This is a genomic window from Comamonas koreensis, assembly GCF_014076495.1.
GTDB lineage: Bacteria > Pseudomonadota > Gammaproteobacteria > Burkholderiales > Burkholderiaceae_C > Comamonas > Comamonas squillarum.
The window spans coordinates 3045318-3068934 of the sequence record NZ_CP043575.1 but is presented as its reverse complement, the minus strand read 5'-3'; the positions used below and the strand labels follow the sequence as shown (position 1 = coordinate 3068934).

General features: G+C 62.4%; 19 protein-coding genes and 2 tRNA genes. 16 read left to right on the top strand and 5 right to left on the bottom strand.

The genetic code is table 11. From position 1 onward, the window contains the following. The first annotated feature begins 208 nt into the window (after nt 1-208). Genes aceE through lpdA form a run of 3 tightly spaced genes read left to right on the top strand, consistent with a single transcriptional unit; the run spans nt 209 to nt 6505 of the window. On the top strand, nt 209-2914 hold the full coding sequence (gene aceE / locus F0Q04_RS13890; RefSeq protein WP_182341404.1) for a pyruvate dehydrogenase (acetyl-transferring), homodimeric type: 2706 nt from the start codon (nt 209-211) through the stop codon (nt 2912-2914). A gap of 21 nt (nt 2915-2935) precedes the next feature. Then, the gene (gene aceF / locus F0Q04_RS13885) at nt 2936-4624 is read left to right on the top strand and encodes a dihydrolipoyllysine-residue acetyltransferase (protein WP_182341401.1); all 1689 of its coding nucleotides are present in this window, start codon (nt 2936-2938) and stop codon (nt 4622-4624) included. 15 nt (nt 4625-4639) lie between these two features. Further along, the gene (lpdA, locus tag F0Q04_RS13880) at nt 4640-6505 is read left to right on the top strand and encodes a dihydrolipoyl dehydrogenase (RefSeq protein ID WP_182341398.1); all 1866 of its coding nucleotides are present in this window, start codon (nt 4640-4642) and stop codon (nt 6503-6505) included. A gap of 100 nt (nt 6506-6605) precedes the next feature. On the opposite strand, the gene F0Q04_RS13875 is transcribed toward lpdA, so the two are convergent. Further along, the gene (locus F0Q04_RS13875; RefSeq protein ID WP_182341396.1) at nt 6606-7247 is read right to left on the bottom strand and encodes a VOC family protein; all 642 of its coding nucleotides are present in this window, start codon (nt 7245-7247) and stop codon (nt 6606-6608) included. Nucleotides 7248-7542: 295 nt separating this feature from the next. On the opposite strand from F0Q04_RS13875, the gene F0Q04_RS13870 reads away from it, so the two are divergent. The 4 genes from F0Q04_RS13870 (at nt 7543) to F0Q04_RS13855 (ending at nt 12043) form a co-directional block, all read left to right on the top strand. Continuing rightward, complete coding sequence (locus F0Q04_RS13870) at nt 7543-8463, top strand: tripartite tricarboxylate transporter substrate binding protein (RefSeq protein WP_232539677.1); 921 nt, start codon at nt 7543-7545, stop codon at nt 8461-8463. 148 nt (nt 8464-8611) lie between these two features. Then, on the top strand, nt 8612-9592 hold the full coding sequence (locus tag F0Q04_RS13865; protein ID WP_313900082.1) for a tripartite tricarboxylate transporter substrate binding protein: 981 nt from the start codon (nt 8612-8614) through the stop codon (nt 9590-9592). Nucleotides 9593-9782: 190 nt separating this feature from the next. Next, entirely contained in the window at nt 9783-11111 is a 1329-nt protein-coding gene (locus F0Q04_RS13860) for a putative DNA modification/repair radical SAM protein (RefSeq protein ID WP_182341389.1), read from the top strand. 11 nt (nt 11112-11122) lie between these two features. After that, the gene (locus tag F0Q04_RS13855) at nt 11123-12043 is read left to right on the top strand and encodes a TIGR03915 family putative DNA repair protein (RefSeq protein WP_182341387.1); all 921 of its coding nucleotides are present in this window, start codon (nt 11123-11125) and stop codon (nt 12041-12043) included. Between the two features lie 22 nt (nt 12044-12065). Here F0Q04_RS13855 and panS read toward each other — a convergent pair whose 3' ends face one another. Beyond that, nucleotides 12066-13019, bottom strand: coding sequence for a ketopantoate/pantoate/pantothenate transporter PanS (gene panS, locus F0Q04_RS13850; protein ID WP_116925686.1), 954 nt, complete (start codon nt 13017-13019; stop codon nt 12066-12068). Between the two features lie 794 nt (nt 13020-13813). Between panS and F0Q04_RS13845 the strand changes: the two genes are divergently transcribed. The 3 genes from F0Q04_RS13845 (at nt 13814) to F0Q04_RS13835 (ending at nt 17076) form a co-directional block, all read left to right on the top strand. Further along, entirely contained in the window at nt 13814-15097 is a 1284-nt protein-coding gene (locus F0Q04_RS13845) for a cation:proton antiporter (RefSeq protein ID WP_116925685.1), read from the top strand. Continuing rightward, nucleotides 15087-16199 (top strand): YbdK family carboxylate-amine ligase, encoded by a 1113-nt coding sequence (locus tag F0Q04_RS13840; protein WP_116925684.1) that lies wholly within the window; start codon nt 15087-15089, stop codon nt 16197-16199. Before F0Q04_RS13845 ends, F0Q04_RS13840 begins: the two co-directional genes overlap by 11 nt. Before the next feature lie 94 nt (nt 16200-16293). Continuing rightward, nucleotides 16294-17076: a glutamine amidotransferase gene (locus F0Q04_RS13835; RefSeq protein ID WP_232539343.1), complete on the top strand. Its 783-nt coding sequence runs from the start codon at nt 16294-16296 to the stop codon at nt 17074-17076. Here F0Q04_RS13835 and F0Q04_RS13830 read toward each other — a convergent pair. Then, complete coding sequence (locus F0Q04_RS13830; protein WP_182341381.1) at nt 17049-17363, bottom strand: DUF2322 family protein; 315 nt, start codon at nt 17361-17363, stop codon at nt 17049-17051. The two genes, F0Q04_RS13835 and F0Q04_RS13830, sit on opposite strands and share 28 nt — an antisense overlap. 130 nt (nt 17364-17493) lie before the next feature. After that, nucleotides 17494-17976, bottom strand: a complete 483-nt coding sequence (locus F0Q04_RS13825; RefSeq protein ID WP_116925681.1) for an EVE domain-containing protein — start codon at nt 17974-17976, stop codon at nt 17494-17496. 454 nt (nt 17977-18430) lie between these two features. On the opposite strand from F0Q04_RS13825, the gene infA reads away from it, so the two are divergent. From infA to F0Q04_RS13810, 3 genes are all read left to right on the top strand, one after another. Further along, a complete protein-coding gene (gene infA / locus F0Q04_RS13820) occupies nt 18431-18682 on the top strand; it encodes a translation initiation factor IF-1 (RefSeq protein ID WP_021028051.1) in 252 nt (83 codons plus the stop codon). Nucleotides 18683-18763: 81 nt separating this feature from the next. Then, nucleotides 18764-18840 (top strand) — tRNA-Pro (locus F0Q04_RS13815). A 273-nt stretch (nt 18841-19113) separates the two neighbouring features. Further along, nucleotides 19114-19190, top strand: a tRNA-Pro gene (locus F0Q04_RS13810). Nucleotides 19191-19283: 93 nt separating this feature from the next. Here the strand turns inward: F0Q04_RS13810 and F0Q04_RS13805 are convergent. After that, a complete protein-coding gene (locus F0Q04_RS13805) occupies nt 19284-19478 on the bottom strand; it encodes a hypothetical protein (RefSeq protein ID WP_182341378.1) in 195 nt (64 codons plus the stop codon). Nucleotides 19479-19687: 209 nt separating this feature from the next. Between F0Q04_RS13805 and nrdA the strand changes: the two genes are divergently transcribed. Genes nrdA through yfaE form a run of 3 tightly spaced genes read left to right on the top strand, consistent with a single transcriptional unit; the run spans nt 19688 to nt 23396 of the window. Beyond that, nucleotides 19688-21949, top strand: a complete 2262-nt coding sequence (gene nrdA / locus F0Q04_RS13800; RefSeq protein ID WP_420093961.1) for a class 1a ribonucleoside-diphosphate reductase subunit alpha — start codon at nt 19688-19690, stop codon at nt 21947-21949. Between the two features lie 14 nt (nt 21950-21963). Next, entirely contained in the window at nt 21964-23097 is a 1134-nt protein-coding gene (gene nrdB, locus F0Q04_RS13795) for a class Ia ribonucleoside-diphosphate reductase subunit beta (RefSeq protein ID WP_116925679.1), read from the top strand. After that, nucleotides 23094-23396 carry a class I ribonucleotide reductase maintenance protein YfaE gene (gene yfaE, locus F0Q04_RS13790; RefSeq protein ID WP_116925678.1) on the top strand — a complete coding sequence of 101 codons (303 nt, stop codon included), beginning with the start codon at nt 23094-23096 and terminating at the stop codon, nt 23394-23396. Before nrdB ends, yfaE begins: the two co-directional genes overlap by 4 nt. The last annotated feature ends 221 nt before the right edge of the window (nt 23397-23617 follow it).

The window sequence follows — 23617 nt, the reverse complement described above, 5'->3', positions numbered from 1 at the left end:
AGTGTAGTCCAGGGCAGGGCGGCCATGCCCTGATGCCGGGCAAATCGTTGATCTGGTCCCCGATGCATCCTGCTGCAGCGCCCATGGATTGTGCGTTTGCAGCAATTTCCCATAATATGAAAATGAAGACCGCTATTTGAAATCTTCAAAAAATGTGAGAAACTCTGGCACAGTCATTCATAGCAGATCACTTGAAGGAGACGCGAGCATGTCCGAACCATCCGAACAAAAAGCCGTCAACGGCCCCACCCGCACCGACGACCAAGAAACCCGAGAATGGATGGACGCGCTGTCCGCTGTGATCGACCGTGAGGGCGCAGATTACGCCCACTCGCTGATCGAGCAATTGCTCGAGCACGCGCGCCAGAACAGCGTCGATCTGCCTTTCTCCGCCAAGACCGGCTACGTCAACACCATCGAGACCGAGCAGGAAGCGCGCAGCCCCGGCAACCTCGAGATCGAACAACGCCTGCGCGCCTACATGCGCTGGAACGCCATGGCCATGGTGGTCAAGGCCAACCGCCTGCACCCACCAGAAGGCGGTGACCTGGGCGGCCACATCGGCTCCTTTGCCTCGCTGGCCAGCATGTTTGGCGCCGGCTTCAACCATTTCTGGCATGCCGAGAGCGACAACCACGGCGGCGACTGCCTCTACATCCAAGGCCACGTATCGCCCGGCATCTATGCCCGCGCCTATCTCGAAGGCCGCATCAGCGAAGAGCAGCTGCTCAACTTCCGCCAGGAAGTGGACGGCAAAGGTCTGTCGAGCTACCCGCACCCCAAGCTGATGCCCGATTTCTGGCAGTTCCCCACCGTCTCGATGGGCCTGGGCCCCATCATGGCGATCTACCAGGCGCGCTTTTTGAAGTACCTGCACGCCCGCGGCATTGCCAACACCGAAAACCGCAAGGTCTGGGTGTTCTGTGGCGACGGTGAAATGGACGAGGTCGAATCCTTGGGCGCGATCGGCCTGGCCGCGCGTGAAAACCTCGACAACCTGATCTTCGTGATCAACTGCAACCTCCAGCGCCTCGATGGCCCGGTGCGTGGCAACGGCAAGATCATCCAGGAGCTCGAAGGCGAGTTCCGCGGTTCCGGCTGGAACGTGATCAAGCTGATTTGGGGCAAGGGCTGGGATGCCTTGCTGGCCAAGGACCATGACGGCGCGCTGCGCAAGATCATGATGGAGTGCAACGACGGCGACTACCAGGCGTTCAAGGCCAATGACGGCGCCTATGTGCGCAAGAACTTCTTTGGCCGCGATCCACGCACCCTGAAGATGGTCGAGCACCTGAGCGACGACGAGATCTGGAACCTGCAGCGCGGCGGCCACGACTCGCAAAAGGTCTACGCTGCCTTCCACGCAGCGCAAAACCACCAGGGCCAGCCCACCGTCTTGCTGGTCAAGACCGTCAAGGGCTTTGGCATGGGCAAGGTCGGTGAGGGCAAGAACAATGTCCACCAGACCAAGAAGCTGGCCGATGAGGACATCAAGGCCTTCCGCGACCGTTTCAACATCCCGATCCCGGACAGCCAGATTGCCGAGCTGCCTTTCTACAAGCCAGCCGACGACACCCCGGAGATGAAGTACCTGCACGAGCGCCGCAAGGCCTTGGGCGGTTACCTGCCCAAGCGCCGCGAAAAGGCCGACGAGCAGTTCACCGTGCCTCCGCTGGACACCTTCAAGGCCGTGCTCGAAGCCACGCCCGAAGGCCGTGAGATCTCGACCACGCAAGCCTATGTGCGTTTCTTGACCCAGCTGCTGCGCGACAAGGAAATCGGCCCCCGCGTGGTGCCCATCCTGGTGGACGAGGCCCGTACCTTCGGTATGGAAGGCCTGTTCCGCCAGATCGGTATCTACAACCCGCATGGCCAGCAGTACACCCCGGTCGACAAAGACCAGGTGATGTACTACAAGGAAGACACCAAGGGCCAGATCCTGCAGGAAGGCATCAACGAAGCGGGCGGCATGTCCAGCTGGATTGCTGCGGCAACCAGCTACAGCCACAGCAACCGCATCATGATTCCGTTCTACATCTACTACTCGATGTTCGGATTCCAGCGCATTGGCGATCTGGCCTGGGCCGCTGGCGACCTGCAGGCACGCGGCTTCTTGCTGGGCGGCACCTCGGGCCGTACCACCTTGAATGGCGAAGGTCTGCAGCACGAAGACGGCCACAGCCACATCCTGGCGGGCACCATCCCCAACTGCATCAGCTACGACCCGACCTTCTCGCACGAAGTGGCCGTGATCATGCACGAAGGCCTGCGCCGCATGGTGCAGAACCAGGAAAACATCTTCTACTACCTGACGCTGCTCAACGAAAACTATGCGATGCCAGGCCTCACGCCCGGCACCGAGGAGAAGATCCTCAAGGGCATGTACCTGTGCAAGGCCGGTGGCGCCGGCGACCTGCGCGTGCAACTGCTGGGCTCGGGCACCATCCTGCGCGAATCCTTCTTTGCGCAAGAGCTGCTGGCTGCCGACTGGGGCGTGGCTGCCGACGTCTGGAGCTGCCCATCGTTCAACGAACTGACCCGCGACGGCCAGGATGCAGACCGCTGGAACCTGCTGCACCCGCTGGAAACCGCCAAGGTGCCGTTTGTGACCGCCGAGCTGGGCAACAGCACCGGCCCGGTGATCGCCTCGACCGATTACATGAAGTCCTACGCCGAGCAGATTCGCCCCTTCATCCCCGCGGGCCGCACCTACAAGGTGCTGGGCACGGACGGCTTTGGCCGCTCGGACTTCCGCCGCAAGCTGCGCGAGCACTTCGAGATCGACCGCCACTACATCGTGGTAGCCGCCTTGAAGGCGCTGGCCGAAGACGGCAAGCTGCCCGCGCAAAAGGTCGCCGATGCGATTGCCAAGTACGGCATCAACGCCGACAAGATCAACCCGCTGTACGCCTAAATTGCACCAGGAGACACCACAATGGCATTGATTGACATTCAAGTCCCCGATATTGGCGACTTCGCAGAAGTGGGCGTGATCGAGTTGCTCGTCAAGCCCGGTGACACCGTCGCCAAGGACCAGTCGCTGATCACTGTCGAGTCCGACAAGGCCTCGATGGAGATCCCGTCCAGCCACGCTGGCGTGGTCAAGGAAATCGTCGTCAAGATTGGCGACAAGGTGGCCGAAGGCTCGGTCATCATCAAGCTCGAAGCGGCCGATGCGGCCGATGCGGCCGATGCCGCTGCTGCCGCACCCGCTGCGCCGGCACCAGCCCCCGCCGCTGCGGCAACCGCTCCTGCAGCTGCACCTACGCCAGCACCCCAGGCTGCTGCTGCGCCTGCGGCCTCGGGCCCGGTCGAAGTGAAGGTCCCCGATATCGGTGACTTCAAGGATGTGGCCGTGATCGAGCTGCTGGTCAAGGTGGGCGATACCGTCACCGAAGAGCAGTCGCTGTTCACCGTCGAGTCCGACAAGGCCTCGATGGAGATCCCATCGCCCGCCGCTGGTGTGGTCAAGGAGCTCAAGGTCAAGATTGGCGACACCATCAATGTTGGTGATCTGGTCGCCATTCTGGAAGGCAGCGCCGCTGCTGCTCCAGCGTCCGCACCGGCTACGCAAGCACCGGCGGCAGCTGCGCCGGCTCCCGCTGCCAGCGCACCTGTCCCTGCTGCAGCACCTGTCACCGCACCGGCTGCAGCTGTTCCCGCCCACAACCCCACCGTGCCGCCCTCGGGCGCGATGCCCTATGCATCGCCATCGGTGCGCAAGTTTGCGCGTGAGCTGGGTGTGCCGCTGGACGAGGTCAAGGGCTCGGGCAACAAGGGCCGTATCACCGCCGATGACGTGCAAGCCTTCACCAAGCAGGTGATGGCTGGTGCCGTGCAGACGAAGGCACAGGCTGCCAAGGCGCCTGCCGGTGGCGGCTCTGGCGCAGGTCTGGATCTGCTGCCATGGCCCAAGGTCGATTTCAGCAAGTTCGGCGCTGTCGAGCGCAAGGACCTGTCGCGCATCAAGAAGATCTCGGGCGCCAACCTGCACCGCAATTGGGTGATGATCCCCCACGTCACCAACAATGACGAAGCCGACATCACCGAGCTCGAAGCCTTCCGCGTCTCCACGAACAAGGAAAACGAGAAGAGCGGCGTCAAGGTCACCATGCTGGCCTTTGTGATCAAGGCCCTGGTCTCTGCACTCAAGAAGTTCCCTGAGTTCAACACCAGCCTCGATGGCGACACCCTGGTCTACAAGCAGTATTTCAACATCGGCTTTGCCGCTGACACGCCCAATGGCCTGGTGGTGCCGGTGCTCAAGGATGCCGACAAGAAGGGCATCATCCAGATCAGCGCAGAAATGGGTGAGCTGGCCAAGAAGGCACGCGATGGCAAGCTGGGCGCGGCCGACATGCAAGGCGGCTGCATCTCCATCTCGTCGCTGGGCGGCATTGGTGGCACGCACTTCACGCCTATCGTGAATGCCCCTGAAGTTGCCATCCTGGGCCTGTCCAAGTCGGCGATCAAGCCGGTGTGGGACGGCAAGCAGTTTGTGCCACGCCTGATGCTGCCACTGAGCCTGTCGTACGACCACCGCGTCATCGATGGCGCCTCGGCCGCACGCTTCAATGCCTACCTGGGCCAGGTGCTGGCGGACTACCGCCGCATCATCCTGTAATCGGAGACGCACACTATGGCAATCGTAGATATCAAAGTCCCCGACATTGGTGATTTCGCTGAAGTGGGCGTGATCGAGCTGCTGGTGCAGCCTGGCGACACCGTCGCCAAGGACCAGTCGCTGATCACCGTCGAGTCGGACAAGGCCTCGATGGAGATCCCGTCGAGCCATGCCGGCGTGGTCAAGGAGCTCAAGATCAAGATCGGTGACAAGGTCGCTGAAGGCTCAGTGATCCTATCGCTGGAAGCCGCAGAAGGCGCAGCTGCTGCCCCCGCACCTGCTGCTGCACCTGCAGCCTCGTCGCCCGCTCCGGCCCCTGCAGCAGCGGCGCCTGCTCCCGCAGCGCAGTCCGCACCAGCTGCAGCGCCGTCCCCGGTGGCCAGCAACTACAGCGGCCAGGTCGATGAAGACTGTGACGTGGTCGTGCTCGGTGGCGGCCCAGGCGGCTACTCGGCCGCCTTCCGCGCCGCTGACCTGGGCCTCAAAGTGGTGCTGGTCGAGCGCTACAAGACGCTGGGCGGTGTCTGCCTGAACGTGGGTTGCATCCCCTCAAAGGCTTTGTTGCATGTGGCTGCCGTGATGGACGAGGTCAAGCACCTGGACGTGGCCGGTATCAAGTTCGCCGCGCCCGAGGTCAATATCGACCAGCTGCGCGCCCACAAGGATAAGGTCATCGGCAAGCTGACCGGCGGTCTGGGCCAAATGGCCAAGATGCGCAAGGTCACGATCGTGCGCGGCTATGGCAATTTCGTCAGCGCCAACCACATCGAAGTGCAGGAAACCTCGGGCGATGGCCAGGAGCAGACCGGCGCCAAGAAGGTGGTGCAGTTCAAGAAGGCCATCATTGCTGCAGGCTCGCAAGCCGTGCATCTGCCCTTCATGCCCAAGGACGAGCGCGTGGTCGATTCCACGGGTGCGCTGGACCTGAAGGCCGTGCCCAAGCGCATGCTGATCCTGGGCGGCGGCATCATCGGCCTGGAAATGGGCACCGTCTACAGCACGCTGGGCGCACGCCTGGATGTGGTCGAGATGATGGATGGCCTGATGCAAGGCGCTGACCGCGACCTGGTCAAGGTCTGGCAGAAGATGAACGCGCCGCGCTTTGACAACATCATGGTCAACACCAAGACCGTGGCCGCCGAAGCAACGCCCGAAGGCATCAAGGTCTCGTTCGAGCCAGCCAAGGAGGGCATCACCGTGCCCGAACCCCAGGTGTACGACCTGGTGCTGCAAGCCGTGGGCCGCACGCCCAATGGCAAGAAGATCGGCGCAGAGGCTGCAGGCGTGTCCGTGACGGACCGTGGCTTTATCAATGTCGACATCCAGATGCGCACCAATGTGCCCAACATCTTCGCGATCGGCGACATCGTGGGCCAGCCAATGCTGGCACACAAGGCTGTGCACGAAGCGCATGTGGCCGCCGAAGTCATCGCCGGTGAGCTGCAAGGCAACAAGGAGCTGGCCGCTGCCGCTTTCAATGCCCGCGTGATTCCATCGGTGGCCTATACCGATCCTGAAGTGGCATGGGTGGGTCTGACCGAAGACCAGGCCAAGGCCCAAGGCATCAAGGTCAAGAAGGGCCTGTTCCCCTGGGCTGCCTCGGGCCGCGCCATTGCCAATGGCCGCGACGAAGGCTTTACCAAGCTGCTGTTCGACGACTCGCCCGAAGCCCATGGTCACGGCAAGATCCTGGGCGGCGGCATGGTTGGCACGCACGCCGGCGACATGATCGGCGAGATAGCACTGGCCATCGAGATGGGTGCAGACACTGTGGACATCGGCAAGACCATCCACCCGCACCCGACCTTGGGCGAGAGCATTGGGATGGCGGCCGAAGTGGCCCATGGCACCTGCACCGATGTGCCGCCAGCGCGCAAGTAAGACCAGCCGGTCTTGATCTAATCCGCAAAAGACAGCCTACGGGCTGTCTTTTTTTGCCTGTGCGCCCAGTGTTCAATGCCGTGCAGACCACGGCATGGGTTTACTCATAGTCAAACTCCGCCCGGTACTCATCCGGGTTGATGCCTTCGGCGCGCAGCGGCTCCACCAGGCGAAAGCGCGTGACCTTGGCCGATGCGGTGATATAGCCTTTGATGACCCACTCGCGGGTGACAGGGCTGCGCGCCTCCTGGGCCAGCTGTTCGATGATGCGCGTGGTCTTGCGCCGGGCCAGCATGCGAAAGAACGCCGGTACATGGGCGAGCAGGCGCTGGAGCAGGTCCTCGGCATCGGCGGTCCATTCGCCTTGCTTGGGCAGCTCGGGCACAAAGCCCCATTCGTCTTCTGTCAAGGCGCGCCACAGCACGATGGCATGGCCATCGGCATCGCTCACGCAGGCCATTTCTTCGAGTTCAGGGGTGCGCATCGGCGCATAGCGTGAGGTGCTGCCTGCCGCCAGCAGGCTTTGGTAGGCCTGGGCCACATCGGCCACCTGCAGGCGCAGGCTCGTCTGCGACTCCACCTTGGGCACCTGCAGCAACCGCAGCAGAGCGCTGCCGGTGTCGATATCGACATAGCCCTCGCCGCTGCGCGCAGCGGCAAAGCCGATCACATCGCGCCAGAGATGCGTGGCCTTTTCCAGATCGCTGCAGGGAAGGACAAGGTGGCTGATTCCAAAAAACATGGCATACGCTGTGAACAATAAGAGCGCCGATGATAGCGGCCTGCGTGCCGTATCGATCAGAACTGATCGATGCGTACATGCGAGGCGCCACCCACTCGCAGTTGTCTTGGTGACAGGCGAGGCGGCCAAGGCGAGTCAGGATGGGCGAAGATTCCCGGCTAGAAAAAGCCTGCGCAGCGCATCGGCACTTTCTGCCACAGCGCCTGCTGCTCTTGAGGAGACCCACCCCATGACCCCCCATGCGTTTGCCACTACCGCCGCATTGGCCATTGCCGCCAGCTTGGCCGCCGCTGCCATGCCAGCAGCCGCTGCCTACCCGGACAAGCCCATCAAACTGATCGTTCCGTTCCCACCGGGTCAGGCCACCGATATCTTTGCCCGCGCGCTCGCCGAGAAACTGGGCCAAAAGCTGGGCCAGCCGCTGGTGGTAGAGAACAAGGCCGGCGCGGGCAGCAATATTGGCTCCGAGCAGGTCGTCCGCAGCGCCGCCGACGGCTATACCTTGTTGGTCGCGGGCAGTGCAATGGCAGTCAACCAGACGCTCTACAAAAAGGTGAACTTTGACCCCCGAGTGGACCTGGTCGGCATCAGCTTGATCGCCAAGGTGCCGCTTGTCTTTCTGGCCAACCCGGCCAGCGGCATCAAGAGCATGAACGACCTGGTGGCCAGGGCGCGGGCCGAGCCGGGCAAGCTGAGCTATGCCAGCGCCGGTATTGGCGGCACCCAGCACTTGAGCGCGGAGATGGTCAAGGCCCGTGCTTCGCTGCAGATCGAACATATTCCCTACAAGGGCAGCGGCCCGGCCCAGGCGGATTTTCTGGGCAACCAGGTGCCGTTGATGGTCGACTCAGTCACAGCCGCGCTGGCCAATATCCAGGCTGGCAAGGCCGTGCCGCTGGGGATGACGTCAGCCACACGCTCCAGCCAGTTGCCCCAGGTGCCAACGATTGCTGAATCCGGCCTGCCGGAGTTCAAGGGCTTTGAGGCGGTCGGTTGGCTGGGCCTGATGGCCCCCAAGGACACGCCCAAAGCCATCGTCGACAAGCTGAACCAAGAGACGGTGGCCATCCTCAACAGCCCCGAGATGCAGAAGTTCATTCTCGACCGGGGCTCCGAGCCCGCGCCGACCAGTGGCCCGGAGATGGACCGCTTTGTCGCCAGCGAAATTGCCGAATGGGGCAAAGCGGTCAAGCAGTCGGGCGCGACCGTAGAGTAGGGCGTCGCCATCGGCCTCGCCGGCCAGTGCAGGCCGGTTCGCAGTCAGAATCCTTACGGGCTGCCGACCATGTCACCCATGCGTCCCCGTGCCTGGGAGCGCTTTTCTACACTCTTTGTCGCCTATAGACTGAAATGGAGACAAAGAGATGGTGTTGACGCGCAGAAGCATGCTGCAAGCGGGGGCTGCCACGGCAGCTGGTGCATGGATGGGGGCGGGCGCATCGCTGGCCCATGCCAGCAAGACCTTTCCCACCCGGGCGATCAAGCTGGTGGTGGCTTTTCCGGCCGGCGGCCCCACGGATCTGACGATGCGCCAGCTCGCTGAGAACGCCGCCAAGGTGCTGGGCCAGCCGATTGTCGTGGAAAACCGCCCGGGTGCGGCAGGATCTCTGCCCGCTACCCAGTTGCAGAACACCGCAGCGGACGGCTACACCATCGCCCAGCTGCCGATGAGCGTGATGCGCCTGCCCTTTACCACCGGCCTCAAATGGAACCCGGTGGAGGACCTGAGCTACATCATCAATGTCACCGGCTATGCGTTCTGCATGGTGGCCAGCACCCAGTCCGGGCTCAAGAGCTGGCAGGACGTGGTGGCCTGGGCCAAGGCCAATCCTGGCAAGCTCACGCTGGGCAATACCGGCACCTACACCTCGCCCCATGTCACCTCGGCCATCATTGCGCAGCAGCTGGGCCTGGATGTCGTGCATGTACCGTACAAGGGCTCGTCGGAGCTGATGCGCGCCACGATGGCGGGTGAGGTGATGGTCGCGGCCGACACCAGCGCCGTGATCCCCTATGTGGACCAGGGCCGCATGGTCGCCTTGAACGTCTGGACCGAAAAGCGCCTGCCGACCTTGCCCAACACCCCCACCTTGATCGAGCTGGGCCTGCCGACCACGCAGTACTCGCCCTTTGGCCTGGTGGGCCCCAAGGGCATGCCCGCCGATGTGCAAGCGGCCTTGCACAAGGCCTTCAAGGAAGCGATGGAGATGGAAAGCTACCAGGCCATGCTGCAGCGCTTTGAGATGCTGCCCATCTACATGAACAGCGCCGACTACAAAAAGTTTGCCGCCGAGTCCACCGTCAAGGAAAAGGCCGTTCTGGCCAAGCTGGGGCCGCAGGCTTGATGGGGCTGTGATGGCTGTCTGGGGGCAGTTTTCCTGAAAGCTGTATTTATATACAGTATTTGCAGAAAACTACTCCGGTCTGAATAGCGCCGCCATGCGTCCCGGAGGGGCGCGCTCCCAAGGAGGATCACTCCCATCTTGGTGAACGCGAGGAGATTTTGCTAGAATACTGTACATATACACAGTATTTATGCAAACCCTCACCAAACTCCAGATCCTGGCCGATGCCGCCAAATACGATGCCAGCTGCGCGTCGAGCGGCAGCAAGCCCCGCAACTCCCTGGGCCGCAAGGGGATGGGCTCGACCGAGGGCATGGGCATCTGCCACAGCTATACGCCCGATGGCCGCTGCGTGTCACTGCTCAAGATTCTGCTGACCAATTTCTGCATCTACGACTGCCGCTACTGCATCAACCGCAAAAGCTCCAATGTGCAGCGTGCCCGCTTTAGCGCGGCAGAGGTGGTGGGCCTGACCTTGGACTTTTACCGCCGTAACTGCATAGAGGGCCTGTTTTTGTCCAGCGGCATCATCCAGTCGTCGGACTACACGATGGAGCAATTGGTGGAGGTGGCGCGCAGCCTGCGCGAGGACCATGATTTTCGCGGCTATATCCACCTGAAGACGATTCCGGATGCTGCCCCTGAGTTGCTCGCCATGGCAGGCCGCTATGCCGACCGGCTCAGCATCAATATCGAGCTGCCCACCCAGCAGGGCCTGCAGCAGTTGGCGCCCGAGAAGGATGCCGTAGGTATTGCCGCGGCCATGCACCAGGTGGCCGAACATATCGAGCTGGCCCGGCAGCAGACGCAAGACCAGCAGGGCAGCAAGCTGGTATCGCTGCCCCGCCAGCGCCAGGCAGCCCGGGCCGCAGCGCCCAGCTATGCGCCCGCTGGCCAAAGCACACAGATGATAGTGGGCGCCGACAGTGCCAATGACGCCACCATCTTGCGCACCAGCAGCGCGCTCTACACCGGCCAGCGCCTGCGCCGCGTCTACTACTCGGCCTTCAGCCCCATCCCCGATGCATCGTCCGATCTGCCGCTGCAGGCGCCGCCGCTGATCCGCGAGCACCGGCTCTACCAGGCCGATTGGCTGATGCGCTTCTACGGTTTCAGCCCTGCCGAGATCACTGCGCCAGCCGCCGGCGGCATGCTCGATCTGGAGCTGGACCCCAAGCTCGCCTGGGCGCTGTCGCAGCGCCAGCATTTCCCGGTGGACCTGAACCGTGCGGCCAAGGCATGGCTGCTGCGGGTGCCGGGCTTGGGCGTAGGCAGTGTCGAGCGCCTGCTCGCTGCCCGCCGGGTGCGCCGGCTGCGGCTGGCCGATCTGCAGCAGCTGCGCGTTGCCACCAGCAAGGTGCTGCCTTTTGTCGAGTTGGATGACTACCACCCGCCGCTGGCCATGCTCGACAGTCTCAGCTTGCGCCAACAGCTGCTGGCCCAGATGGGGCAGGGCGCGGTGCAGCGCCGGCACAGCGGTATGCAGTTGGCGGCTGCCGCGCAGATGGCGCTGTTTTGAGGAGGCCCGGCATGCAGGCAGAGAACGACAGCTTGACCGTAATGTTGGAAGCACCGGACGACTTTGCCGGCTTTCGCCAAGCGGCGCGGGTATTGCTGGCCCTGGGCGCAGCGCCCGAGGTGGTGCATTGGCGCTGGACGGATGAACTGTCCACCCAGGCCGAGGATGGTGATTTGTTTGCGGATGCTGGGGCAGCCGACGCTGGGGCAGCCCATGCTGCGGCTGCCGGTGCTTGGGTTGCCGATGCGCCGGCCCGCGTTATTACCCCCGATGCGTTGGACCGTTTGACCATTGCACCCGGCCAGCCGGTGCATATCCGCAAACCCCAGCTGGCTGTGCTGCGCCATGCCTGCTGCCACCGCAACCCGGGCCGCTTTATGCTGTGCTACCGCTGGTTGTGGCGGCTGCAGTGCATGCCCAGCCTGGCAGGCGATGCGCTCGATGCCGATTGGCGCGAGATCGAACGCCTGGCCCGTGCGGTGGGGCGAGAGATCCACAAGATGCATGCCTTTGTGCGCTTTCGGCCCGCGCAGGACGAGAAGGGCGCACCGTTGCATGTGGCCTGGTTCGAGCCCGAGCACCACATCGTGCGCGCGGCCTCGGGCTTTTTTAGGGAGCGCTTTAGCAATATGCGCTGGGCGATTCTGACGCCAGGCTGCAGCGTGCTCTGGGACCAGGAATGCCTGCAATGGGGGCCTGGCGCCACGCAAGCCCAGGCACCGGGCCCCGATGCGGGCGAGGCGCTGTGGTTGGCCTATTACCAATCGACCTTCAACCCGGCGCGGCTCAAGGAGCAGGCCATGCTGCGCGAAATGCCGCGCCGCTACTGGAAGAACCTGCCCGAGACGCAGCTGATCAGCGGCCTGGTCGCAGGCGCACGCAGCCGCACCGGGCTGATGCTGGCGGCGCAACCAGCAGCGGAGCGCGCCTGATCAGCCCTGCGGATCTGCAAGATCAGTGCAGCGAAACGTCTTCGCGGCGCACATGGTCATTGGCCGTGCCCGTGGGGCGGCTGGACCAGTAACCGGCCAGCAGCGAGCCAGAGATGTTGTGCCAGACCGAGAAAATGGCGCCCGGCAGCGCGGCCATGGGGCTGAAGAACTTGGCGCCCAGGCTGGCTGCCAGGCCCGAGTTCTGCATGCCCACCTCAATGGCCAGGGTACGGCAGACCGATTTGTCAAAGCCCAGCAGGCGACCGCCCCAGTAGCCACCCAGGTAGCCGATCAGGTTGTGCGCAATGACGCCCGCCAGCACGACGCCGCCGACGGTAGCAATGCGGTCACGGCTCAAGGCCACCACGGTGGAGAGCACCAACAAGATCGCCACCATCGATACGAGCGGCAGCAGGCGCTCTACGCGCTTGATCTGCGCATGCCAGAAATGGTTCAGCAGCAGGCCCAGGCCAATGGGCAGCAGCACGATCTGCGCAATTTCCATCAAAAGCGCGCTGACCGGCACGTCGATCGAGGCCGAGATATACAGGCGCGCGAGCAGCGGCGTGGCCACAATCCCCACCAGGGTCGACAGCGCACTGATCGTCACTGACAGCGCCACATCGCCTTTGGATAGAAAAATCATCACATTCGAAGAGGTGCCACTGGCCACGCTGCCCACCAGCACCATGCCTGCGGTCAGCTCGGGCGGCATGTTCAGCGCCTTGGCAATCAGCCAGGCCGCTAGCGGCATGATGAGGTAGTGCAGGAACAGACCCGCCGCAATCGGGGCCGGGCGCTGCAGCACGCGGCTGAAATCGGCCACGCGCAGGGTCACGCCCATCGCAAACATGATCAGCATCAGCAGCTGGGCAATATGGGGCTTGAAGCCCAGGAAGGCCGAGGGCGCGCTGTAGGCGATCAGCGCCATCACAGCCGCCCAGACGGGGAAAAGACGGGTCAACAAGGCAAGCACGGATATATCCAGACCAAAAACGGGCCCCAGGTTGTGCGGAGGGACAAATCCGGATGCACAGGGGCCAAAAAGCAGGGAGTGGCTGATGCGTGGTCGCGGCTGCGCTGTCACGCTCGTCCGCCGGGCAAGGTGCCCGACCAGGGATAGCGGACCGGGGCAGCAAAAGGGCGGTGAACGCGGCGCTACCGGTGGGTAGCGGGCAGGCGCTGGGAGCTTGTGGCTGGCCGCATCAGAGCCGCGATCATACGGTTACGGCTGCAACTGGTTGGGGCGGGCGGCGGGGTGGCATCACTGCGCAGTCGGATATTGGCGCGCACTGCCTGGCGGTGCTGGGGCAGGTGCGGGCACCGGGCTTGCCAGTGCAGCTTACCGATGGGATGCTGGCATCTTTTGTACCCACCGCATGCTACGTTCCAAATAGCACGCTTGGGCGCCAATGCAGGGCTGGGTGCTCGGCACACCTGCCTGGTAAAAAGAGCGGCTCATGCGGCCTGCATTGTAGGACTGAAGGCTTTTTGTGCCCAGCGCCGGCATGCTGTGGTGGCAATCGGCAGATCATCCAGTAAAGTTGTTGAGATTGGTTAACGATCTGATGCATAAGTGCAACAAGGTGCCTGGGCACCACGCTGGTGCATCCCCTGCCTCGCAGTGCCTGCCACGGTCTGGCTTTTGAAGCTGGCCACGTCAGACAGCGGCACTGCCAGGCGATCTACAGCTCTGTGCCCTGCGGCCATGCATGCAGGACACACTTTTTGGAGGAGGGTGCAGATATGCCACCCCAAGCAGCATCTTCCATGCCGCTGCCGCAGATCGGCGGCTGGCTTGAACACAGTGTGGGCCCCTTGATGAGTTGGTGCGTGCTGGTTGCAGCTGCGGCACTTGCCGGGCACGCGGTTTTCCGACTCACCGGTTTTCCGCGCATGCTGGGCTATACAGTGGTGGGCCTGCTCGCTGGCTGGCTGGGCTTTGGCGATCTGCCCTGGCCGCTGCAGGGCAACACCCAGGTGCTGCTGCACACGGCAGTGGGCACCAGCATGCTGATTGCGGCCTCGCAAATCTCCCTGAAATGGCTGATGCGACAGCCATTTTTGCTGTTGCAAAGCCTGGTCGAATCGATGGCCGCTCTGGTGCTGGTCACGGCCACTTTGCAATTGCTGGGCATGGGTTGGGCGGTGTCGCTAGGGGTAGGGGTGGTGGCCATGGTGGCCTCGCCCTCGGTGCTGCTGCGCATCTCGGCCGACCTGCGCTCCAGTGGCGCCGTGACCGACCGCAGCTTGCTGATGGCCACCTTGGGCTGCATATATGCGCTGGTGCTGGGCCTGGTGGTCACCGTGGCCTGGTCGCCCGTCGCGGGCACGGATGCGCAATCGGGCCTCGTGCTGACGGCAGCTGGCATGGGCCACTTGCTGTGGAGCCTGGGTTTGACCCTGCTGTGGGCGCTGCTGACCACCGCCGCGCTATGGCCGGTGCTGCGCTGGCGATCGTCGCGCAGTGATTCCACGGCGCTCTACATGCTCGCGGTGCTGGTCGCTGCCAGTTTGCTCGCGGAGCGTCTTGGCGGCTCGGCGGCGCTGGGCTTTGTGCTGGCCGGTGTCATGCTGCGCAACCTGAGCCCCAAGCCCATGGTCTGGCCCTCGGCCTTTATGGCCGGCAACACCATGCTCAATTTGCTGATGTTTGTGCTGGTGGCCAGCATGGCCGGCCAGATTGCACCCAGCGCGGCGCTGATCAGCCTGGTCGCTGCCGTCAGCCTGGCGCGGCTGCTGGGCAAGATGGGCGGCGTGCTGCTCTTGGGCGCGGGCACCGGCATTGGCTGGTTGCGCCAGTGGCCGGTGGCCTGCGCACAGTCGCCCAGCTCGGGCCTGGCCTTGCTGCTGGCTTCCGGCCAGGTGGCGCAATGGGCTGCGATCAACCCGGAAGTGGCAGTGAGCGTGTCGTCCATCGCGCTGCCGATGATTGTGCTGTGCGAGGTGATTGGCGTGCTGCTGGCCTCGCTCGCTTTGTGGCGCAGTGGCGAGGCGCACCGCGGCATCGGCCTGTCTGCCCTCACCAGCAAGGAGAAACGCCATGACGCTTGAAGCCTTCCACCAGTCCGAGGCCTTGACGCTCGGCGTCGAGCTGGAGCTGCAGCTGGTCAACACCAACCACTATGACCTGACACCTTATGCGCCCGATATGCTGGCCTTGCTGAAAAACGCGCAGGTGCCCGGCTCCATCGTGCCCGAGGTGACCACGAGCATGATCGAGATATCGACCGGCATCTGCACCGACGCCCAGGACGCCTACCAGCAGCTGAGCGTCACGCGCGATGCGCTGGTCAAGGCGGCAGACAAACTCAATATTGCGCTGGCCGGCGGCGGCACGCACCCGTTCCAGCAGTGGCACCAGCAGCGCATCTACAACAAGCCGCGCTTCAAGGAGATCACCGCGCTCTACGGCTACCTCACCAAGCAGTTCACCATCTTTGGCCAGCATGTGCATGTGGGCTGCCCGGGCGCCGATGCGGCGCTGATGATGCTGCACCGCCTCTCGCGCTATATCCCGCACTTTATTGCGCTGTCGGCCTCCAGCCCCTTTGTGCAGGGGCAGGATACGGCCTTTGATTCGGCGCGGCTCAACTCGGTGTTTGCGTTTCCGCTCTCGGGCCGGGCGCCGTTTGCGCTGCACTGGGAGGACTTTGAGCGCTACTACGACAAGATGACCGCCACCGGTGTGATCCACAGCATGAAGGACTTCTATTGGGATATTCGGCCCAAGCCGGAGTTCGGCACGGTGGAGGTGCGGGTGTTTGACACGCCGCTGTCCATCGAGCGCGCCGTGGCGCTTGCTGCCTATGTGCAGGCGCTGGGCGCCTGGTTCCTGGCCGAGGAGCCGTTCGAGCCTAGCGAGGATGACTACCTGGTCTACACCTACAACCGCTTCCAGGCCTGCCGTTTTGGCCTTGAAGGCGCCTATGTGGACCCGGCAACCAGCGAGTCCTTTGGGCTGCGCGAGCATATCTTGCTGACATTGCAGCGCATCCAGTCCTATGTGCCGGAGAACAGCAAGGAGGCCTTGCAGCAGTTGCGCAAGACCGTCAACGAAGGCGTCAACGACGCGAGCCGCCTGCGCGAAGCCTATGCCCATGCCCAGCAGCTGCCTGAGGTGGTGCGCCAGTCGACCTTGCGCTTCCGGTACTGAGGCAAAACCGGCAATTAAATCCACCGGGTTGAAGGCCATCCGGGGCTGGCCTGCATTACAGTGCATGGGCCAGCCCTTCTTTTTGCCTTCACCCGTGTCTGAAAAAACTCTGCTGCTTATCCAGGTCGGCACACCGCCCGACGACATCCGTGCCCAGGTCGGCGATCTGCCGCTGTGGTTCTCCGCCGTCCTCGCCGCTGGGCCTGCCTTCCAGGTGGTGCGGGTGTTCGAGGGCGAACCCTTGCCGCCGCATGATGCACACAGCGCTGCGATCATCACCGGCTCCTGGGCCATGGTGACGGACCTGCTGCCCTGGAGCGAGGCGACCGCCCAATGGATACGGGAGGCGATGGCGCGGGACATGCCGCTCTTTGGCATTTGCTACGGCCACCAGCTGATGGCCCATGCGCTGGGCGGCCGGGTGGACTACCACCCCCAGGGGCGCGAGATGGGGTGCCTGGATATTGCGCTGCTGCCAGGCGCAGAGCACGAGGCCTTGCTCGCTGGCTCAGGCCGGCACTTCAAAGCCAACCTGACCCATATGCAGACGGTGCTGGAGCTGCCGCCCGGCGCCCGGGTGCTGGCCCGCTCGGCCCATGATCCGCACCAGGTCGTGCGCTATGGGCGCCATGCGGTGTCCACCCAGTTCCATCCGGAGTTCAGCCCGGCTGTGGCTGCCGCCTGCATCGAGCTGCGCGCGCAGGTGCTGCAAGCTGAAGGTTTTGACCCGGCGGCGATGCTCGCGCAGCTGAGCGACACGCCCGTGCCCCAGCAGATGCTGCAGCGCTTTGTGGCCGCCTATGCCGGCCAGCCAGCAGCTGCGCCGGCGCTGCAAGCGGCCCAGGTGCCTCAGGCCGAGACGATCTTGACGGTATAGCCCTTGCCGGAGGCGATCACCTCCATCAGGCGATCAATATTGGGATGCGCGCCGGGGCGGGCCTTGGCGTCATCCGTGTGCTCGGCAAAGATCGTGAGGCCTTCTTCGGCCGCTGCCACATTGATGTCGCCATGCTTGGCCGCCAGCGCGTTGTAGACCTTGACCGAACCGGCTTTGCCCGGTGCATTGGGAATGGTGGCCGCCACCTGGCCATCGGCAGCGATCAGTTGCAGCTCGGCGATATGGTCGATGGAGGGCAGGGACTGGAGGTTGTCAGCAAAAGCCATGGGGATTCCTGGGCGCAAAGGTAGGATCAAAAAAATAGCTGCCGGTGCTTATTGCATGGGCAGCTCACGGGTTTTGTATTATGCAGCAGCGCTTGCCGCCAACGGGGGCTGGCAGCGCTCCTCGCGCGCATTAGCCCTGGGCCTTGACCAGGTCCATGATAAAGCGCCAATGCGCCTCGTCCACCGGCGTGATCGACAGGCGATTGCCTTTTTGCAGCACGCGCATCTCTTGCAGCTCTGGGTACTGGCGCAGTGCAGCTACCGTTATCGGCCTGATCTTGCGCAGCGCCTGCACATCGAGCATCAACCAGCGCGGGGCCTCCGGCTTGGACTTGGGGTCATAGTATTTGGACTGCGGGTCAAACTGGCTGGTATCGGGCCGCAGCTGGCCTGCAATGCGGGCAATGCCGTAAATACCAGGCTCGGCGCAGCTCGAATGCCAGTACAGCACACCGTCACCCACCTGCATGTCATCGCGCATGAAGTTGCGCGCCTGGTAATTGCGCACCCCATCCCAGGCAATGGTGGCATCGGGGGCGCTGAGCGCATGGTCGATCGCATAGTCGTCCGGCTCGTTTTTCATCAGCCAGTAGCGGGGGGATGCAGCATTCATGGTGTTCGTTGGTGAAGGGGAGGGAGCCATCGGGTTGCACGGCCTGGAGCCAGCCGCGCATGCATGCGCCATGCTAGCCGATGCGCCGGCGCTGCTGCTGCCAGCACAGCCATGCGGGCCTGCGGATCACCGGCGGCGTTTATACGAGACAAGCCACAGCGGAATTGGCAGCAACATAGTACAATAGAGAGCTTTGCAAGCTTTTATAGCTTGGAGGCGTTGGCTGCCCTGGCAGCTGCGCCGTCAATATTGTGTGGGATGCTGGCTGTTGCGCCCCGTTGTCGGGCTGGCAGATTTCCACTTGGTTGCCTTGAAGGCCCTTGCCCCTTGGGTGGCGAGAGTTGGCAAGGCCCTCCCGAACCATGGAGAGAGCCACCGCTTGTTGGTGGCACTGAGAACAGCATGGCGAACCGGTTTCGCACATGCACCACTAGACAAGGATTCGTCGACTTATATGGCTAAAGAAGAACTGATTGAGATGCAAGGCTCCGTGACCGAAGTGCTGCCCGATTCGCGCTTTCGCGTGAAGCTGGACAACGGCCACGAGCTGATCGCTTACACAGGCGGCAAAATGCGCAAGCACCACATTCGCATTCTGGCCGGTGACAAGGTGTCGCTGGAGATGTCGCCCTACGATCTGAGCAAGGGCCGCATCACTTTCCGTCACCTGCCTGGCCGTGGCCCGGCACCGACCCAACAACGTTAACCGCATCGGTGGTGGCCGCTGTAAAAAAATCGTCAAATACGAAATGCAGCTGCCAAACCCTGGTTACAATAACGGCTTAGTCGGAGCGTAGCGCAGCCTGGTAGCGCATCTGCTTTGGGAGCAGAGGGTCGCGAGTTCGAATCCCGCCGCTCCGACCATTCCATTTAAAAACCTGTTGCATGCAAATGCAGCAGGTTTTTTGTTTTGGCAATTCTTGGCAATTCGCGATATGGCGCGGTTTATCCTGATGGCGCGCCGGCAAGCATCTTTCACATGCTGCTTCATGCACGGCGGGTGGCGCGGCCCTCTCGGTTTTGCTGCGCAGCGGGCAGGGCGGCTGTCTCGCCAACCGCCCCAGCAGATGAAAAGTTGTCAAAGTAATCATTTTTCGCCGGAAGGCGCTCCGGCTCGATATACAATAGCGGCTTAGTCGGAGCGTAGCGCAGCCTGGTAGCGCATCTGCTTTGGGAGCAGAGGGTCGTGAGTTCGAATCCCACCGCTCCGACCATCCTTATCGAAACCTGTTGCACGCAAGTGCAGCAGGTTTTTCGTTTGGGCAGTCCTTGAAAAAGACGATGCATTGCCCGCTATGCAGCTTGGTCTATGGCTTGATGGCCCAGGCCATCAACCAGATGGTGATCGCCATCAACATCGGGGGATGATGCCCCTCTTCATCACCGGGAATGTGCCCACCCGGATACATATATTTACCGGCGCTCTGCGCGTTGATTTTGCTGCATTCTTCGCCCAGTCCGCCAGTGCCTAGCAGAAATCGAGCCTGATTTTCTGCTGCCAAGAACGCTACAGGTAGCGTACACTCAAGCCCATAGACACCATATGTAGTGTCCACCGCTTCCCCCACAGGTTGTTTGATGCTGGTCTCGCTCCAGCCAAAACGCGCCAGCCATGCCTGGCGCGTTTTGGCGCGGGACTGCCGCGTCTTGCGCCCGTGGTCCTGCGTTTTTTATCCCATTAGAAACATCGCAAATGAACCAGACAAGCACTATGAGAGTCACCAAGCGTGACGGTCGCGTTGAGCCTATCGACCTCGACAAAATCCACCGGGTGATTGACTGGGCGGCCAAAGGCCTGAGCAATGTGTCGGTCTCCCAGATCGAGCTGCAGTCGCATATCCAGTTTTATGACGGCATCCGCACCGATGCGATCCATGAAACCATCATCAAGTCTGCGGCCGACCTGATCTCCGAAGACGCACCCGACTACCAGTACGTGGCAGCGCGCCTGGCCATCTTCCACCTGCGCAAGATCGCCTTTGGCCAGTTCGAGCCGCCCCATTTGTACGATCATGTGCAAAAGCTCACCGAGCTCAAGAAGTACGACCCGCACCTGCTGGCCGATTACAGCCGCGAAGAGTACGACGAGATCAATGGTTTCATCGACCACTGGCGCGATATGGACTTCTCCTACGCAGCCGTCAAGCAGCTCGAAGGCAAGTACCTGGTGCAAAACCGGGTGACCAAGCGCATCTACGAGAGCCCGCAGATTCTGTATGTGCTGGTGGCGATGAGCCTGTTTGCCAAGTACCCGGCCGACCGCCGTCTGCAGTACATCAAGCGCTTCTATGACGCCGTCTCGCGCTTCAAGATTTCGCTGCCCACGCCCATCATGTCGGGCGTGCGCACCCCGCTGCGCCAGTTCAGCTCCTGCGTGCTGATCGAGTGCGATGACAGCCTCGACAGCATCAATGCCACCACCAGCGCCATCGTCAAGTACGTCTCGCAGCGCGCCGGTATCGGCATCAACGGCGGCCGTATCCGTGCGCTGGGCAGCGAGATCCGGGGCGGCGAGGCACAGCACACCGGCTGCCTGCCTTTCTTCAAGATGTTCCAGTCGGCCGTCAAGTCCTGCTCGCAAGGCGGCGTGCGCGGCGGTGCAGCCACCTTGTTCTACCCACTATGGCACCTGGAAGCCGAGTCGCTGCTGGTGCTCAAGAACAACCGCGGCGTCGAGGAAAACCGCATCCGCCATCTGGACTACGGTATCCAGATCAACCGCATGCTCTACCAGCGCCTGATCAAGGGGCAGAGCATCAGCCTGTTCTCGCCCCATGATGTGCCTGGTCTGTACGAGGCCTTCTTTGCCGACCAGAACAAGTTCGAAGAGCTGTACGTCAAGTACGAGGCTGACGAATCCATCCGCAAGCGCACCCTGCCAGCAGTGGAGCTGTTCTCGCTGATGATGCAAGAGCGCGCCAGCACCGGCCGTATCTACATACAGAACGTTGACCACTGCAACACCCACAGCCCGTTCAACCCGGCCGTGGCTCCCGTGCGCCAGTCGAACCTGTGCATGGAAATCCTGCTGCCCACCAGCCCGCTCGAAGACATCAAGGACGAAAACGGCGAAATTGCGCTGTGCACCCTGTCTGCCTTCAACCTGGGCGCGCTCGAGTCGACCGATGAGCTCGAAGAGCTGGCCGACCTGATCGTGCGTGCGCTCGATGCACTGCTGGACTACCAGGACTACCCGGTAGCCGCTGCCCGCATTGCGACCGAAAAGCGCCGCTCGCTGGGCGTGGGCGTGATCAACTACGCCTACTACCTGGCCAAGAACGGCGTGCGCTACTCCGACGGTTCGGCCAATGGCCTGACCCACCGCACCTTCGAAGCCATCCAGTACTACCTGCTCAAGGCCTCGGTGCAGCTGTCGCGCGAGTTCGGCCCTTGCACCGCCTTTGCCGAGACCAACTACGCAGCCGGCATCCTGCCGATCGACACCTACAAGAAGGATATCGACGCGCTGACCGATGAGCCCCTGCACCTGGACTGGGAAGCCCTGCGCGCCGAGATCAAGACCCACGGCCTGCGCAACTCAACCTTGACGGCACTGATGCCGTCCGAGACCTCCAGCCAGATCGCCAACGCGACCAATGGCATCGAGCCTCCACGCGGCTTTGTCTCGGTCAAGCAGTCCAAGGACGGCATCCTGCGCCAGGTGGTGCCGGAGATCGATCGCTTGAAGGGCCAGTACGAGCTGCTCTGGCAAATGCCCAACAACGAGGGCTACCTCAAACTCGTGGGCCTGATGCAGAAGTTCGTCGACCAGTCCATCTCGGCCAACACCAACTACGATCCCCAGCGCTTTGCCGATGGCAAGGTGCCGATGCAGCAACTGCTCAAGGACCTGCTGCAGGCCTACAAGTTTGGTGTGAAGACGCTCTACTACCACAACACCCGTGACGGTGCCGAAGACATGCAGGGCGCAGCGGCAGAAGACGACTGCGCCAGCGGCGCCTGCAAGATCTAAGCGGAGAGAAGGCGATGGCATACAGCACCTTCTCCAAGGTCGACAATGACCAGCTCAAGGAACCGATGTTCTTTGGCAATTCGGTCAATGTCGCCCGCTACGACCAGCAGAAGTACCCGATCTTCGAGAAGCTGATCGAAAAGCAGCTCTCGTTTTTCTGGCGCCCTGAGGAAGTGGACATCACGCAGGACCGGATCGACTACCAGAACCTGCCCGACCACGAAAAGCACATCTTCATCAGCAACCTGAAGTACCAGACGCTGCTCGACTCCATCCAGGGCCGCAGCCCCAACATGGCCTTCCTGCCGCTGGTATCGCTGCCCGAGCTCGAGACCTGGATCGAGACCTGGGCGTTTTCCGAGACCATCCACTCGCGCTCGTACACGCACATCCTGCGCAACATCGTCAACGATCCATCGGTGATCTTTGACGACATCATGCGCAACGAGAGCATCAAGCTGCGCGCGGGCGATATCTCGTCGTACTACGACGACCTGATCCGCGATGCGATGCTGCACGCCCAGCTGGGCGCAGGCAGCCACACGATCAATGGCGTGGTACACCAGATCGATGTGTACCAGCTCAAGAAGAAGATGTACCTGTGCCTGATGAATGTGAACATTCTGGAGGCCATCCGCTTTTATGTGAGCTTTGCCTGCTCTTTCGCGTTTGCCGAGCGCAAGCTGATGGAGGGCAATGCCAAGATCATCCGCCTGATCGCCCGCGATGAAGCGCTGCACCTGACCGGCACCCAGCATTTGCTCAACATCATGCGCTCGGGCCAGGACGATCCGGACTTTGCCAAGATCGCCAAGGAGACCGAGCAGGAATGCTTTGAGATGTTCAAGACGGCGGCGATGCAGGAAAAGCAGTGGGCCGAGTACCTGTTCCGCGACGGCTCGATGATTGGCCTCAACAAGGACATCCTGAGCCAGTATGTGGAGTACATCACCAATATCCGCATGACCGCGATCGGGCTCAAACCGGCGTTTGACAACGCCAAGAGCAACCCGATCCCCTGGATCAACACCTGGCTGTCGTCCGACACCGTGCAGGTGGCCCCGCAAGAGGTGGAGCTGAGCTCCTACCTGGTGGGCCAGATCAACGCCGAAGTCTCGCTCGATGACCTGAGCGGAATCGAGTTGTGACCACCGTCAGCACCACGGACACCCTTATACGCGTGCTGCCAGGGGAGAGCCTGCTCGAAGCGCTGGAGCGCACGGGCCACGATGTGGAGTACCAGTGCCGTGGTGGTTATTGCGGCAGCTGCCGCCTCACCTTGGTGGAGGGCGAAGTCGTCTACACCCAGGAGCCGCTGGCCTTTGTCGGGCCCAATGAGGTGGTTCCCTGCTGCTGTGTGGTCAAGACCCCCATCAAGGTGGAGTGCAGCCTGCGGCAAGTGGAAACCAGCGCCGACGATAAGAACCAGCTGGCCCTGGACTTGTAATTCTTCTGCCGTTCTGCGCACAGGCCCCAAGCTTTGCTTGGGGCTTTTTTTGTGGCGTGGTGGCAAGCGCAAAGGCAGCCGATCTTGGGTTCCGTCTGGCGCTCAGGCGCCTGGTTTTTCCTCCCTCGTCAAAGCTTTACACAAGCAAGTCCTGATGGTTTTACAGCACCTGTCCGCCCTGATTGGTGCAAGCATGCCGCCGCATGCTGCAGCACTGTGCA